Annotated in this window: 2 tRNA genes and 1 rRNA gene; all 3 read left to right on the top strand. The window is 50.1% G+C overall.

The features are described 5' to 3' along the window. Positions 1 to 101: ribosomal RNA gene (locus tag HV793_RS31010) — 16S ribosomal RNA — on the top strand; the annotation flags it as partial. Positions 102 to 234: 133 nt separating this feature from the next. Next, positions 235 to 311: transfer RNA gene (locus HV793_RS31005), tRNA-Ile, on the top strand. 23 nt (positions 312 to 334) lie between these two features. Then, a tRNA-Ala gene (locus HV793_RS31000) sits at positions 335 to 410 on the top strand. Positions 411 to 609 lie beyond the last annotated feature (199 nt).

Genomic DNA, 609 nt, shown 5'->3' with positions numbered 1-609 from the left:
GCCTAACCGCAAGGGGGGCGATTACCACGGTAGGATTCATGACTGGGGTGAAGTCGTAACAAGGTAGCCGTATCGGAAGGTGCGGCTGGATCACCTCCTTTCAGAGCTTAGCGCTCGTGTTAAGCGTCCACTCTTATCGGTTGTTTGATATAGCTGGGATCAGTTGCAGGCTTGGGTCGAGGGAATCTTCCCTGGGTCTACAGCTTTCCTGACTGCTGATCCGAAAAGGTTTTTGGGTCTGTAGCTCAGTCGGTTAGAGCACCGTCTTGATAAGGCGGGGGTCGTTGGTTCGAATCCAACCAGACCCACCAAGTATTCTGCGCATGCGGGATATGGGGGTGTAGCTCAGCTGGGAGAGCGCCTGCTTTGCAAGCAGGATGTCATCGGTTCGATCCCGTTCACCTCCACCAAGTACCTAATCACCTGGTGATGTAGAGGCTAACTCATAGTGTCGTTGAAACGGCCTTATGAGTTAGGTTTTACCTGACAGCTATATTCGTTCTTTAACAATCTGGAAGAAGCACAACGAAATGTGCTCATCGAGTAATCAGCTTGCTGATGAAGATGGGTACGGGTTGTGATTGCATTAATTTTGTTCCAAGTTCTCAA

Source organism: Achromobacter aegrifaciens, assembly GCF_902859965.1.
Lineage (GTDB): Bacteria > Pseudomonadota > Gammaproteobacteria > Burkholderiales > Burkholderiaceae_B > Achromobacter > Achromobacter aegrifaciens.
This window is presented reverse-complemented; position numbering and strand designations above follow the sequence as displayed.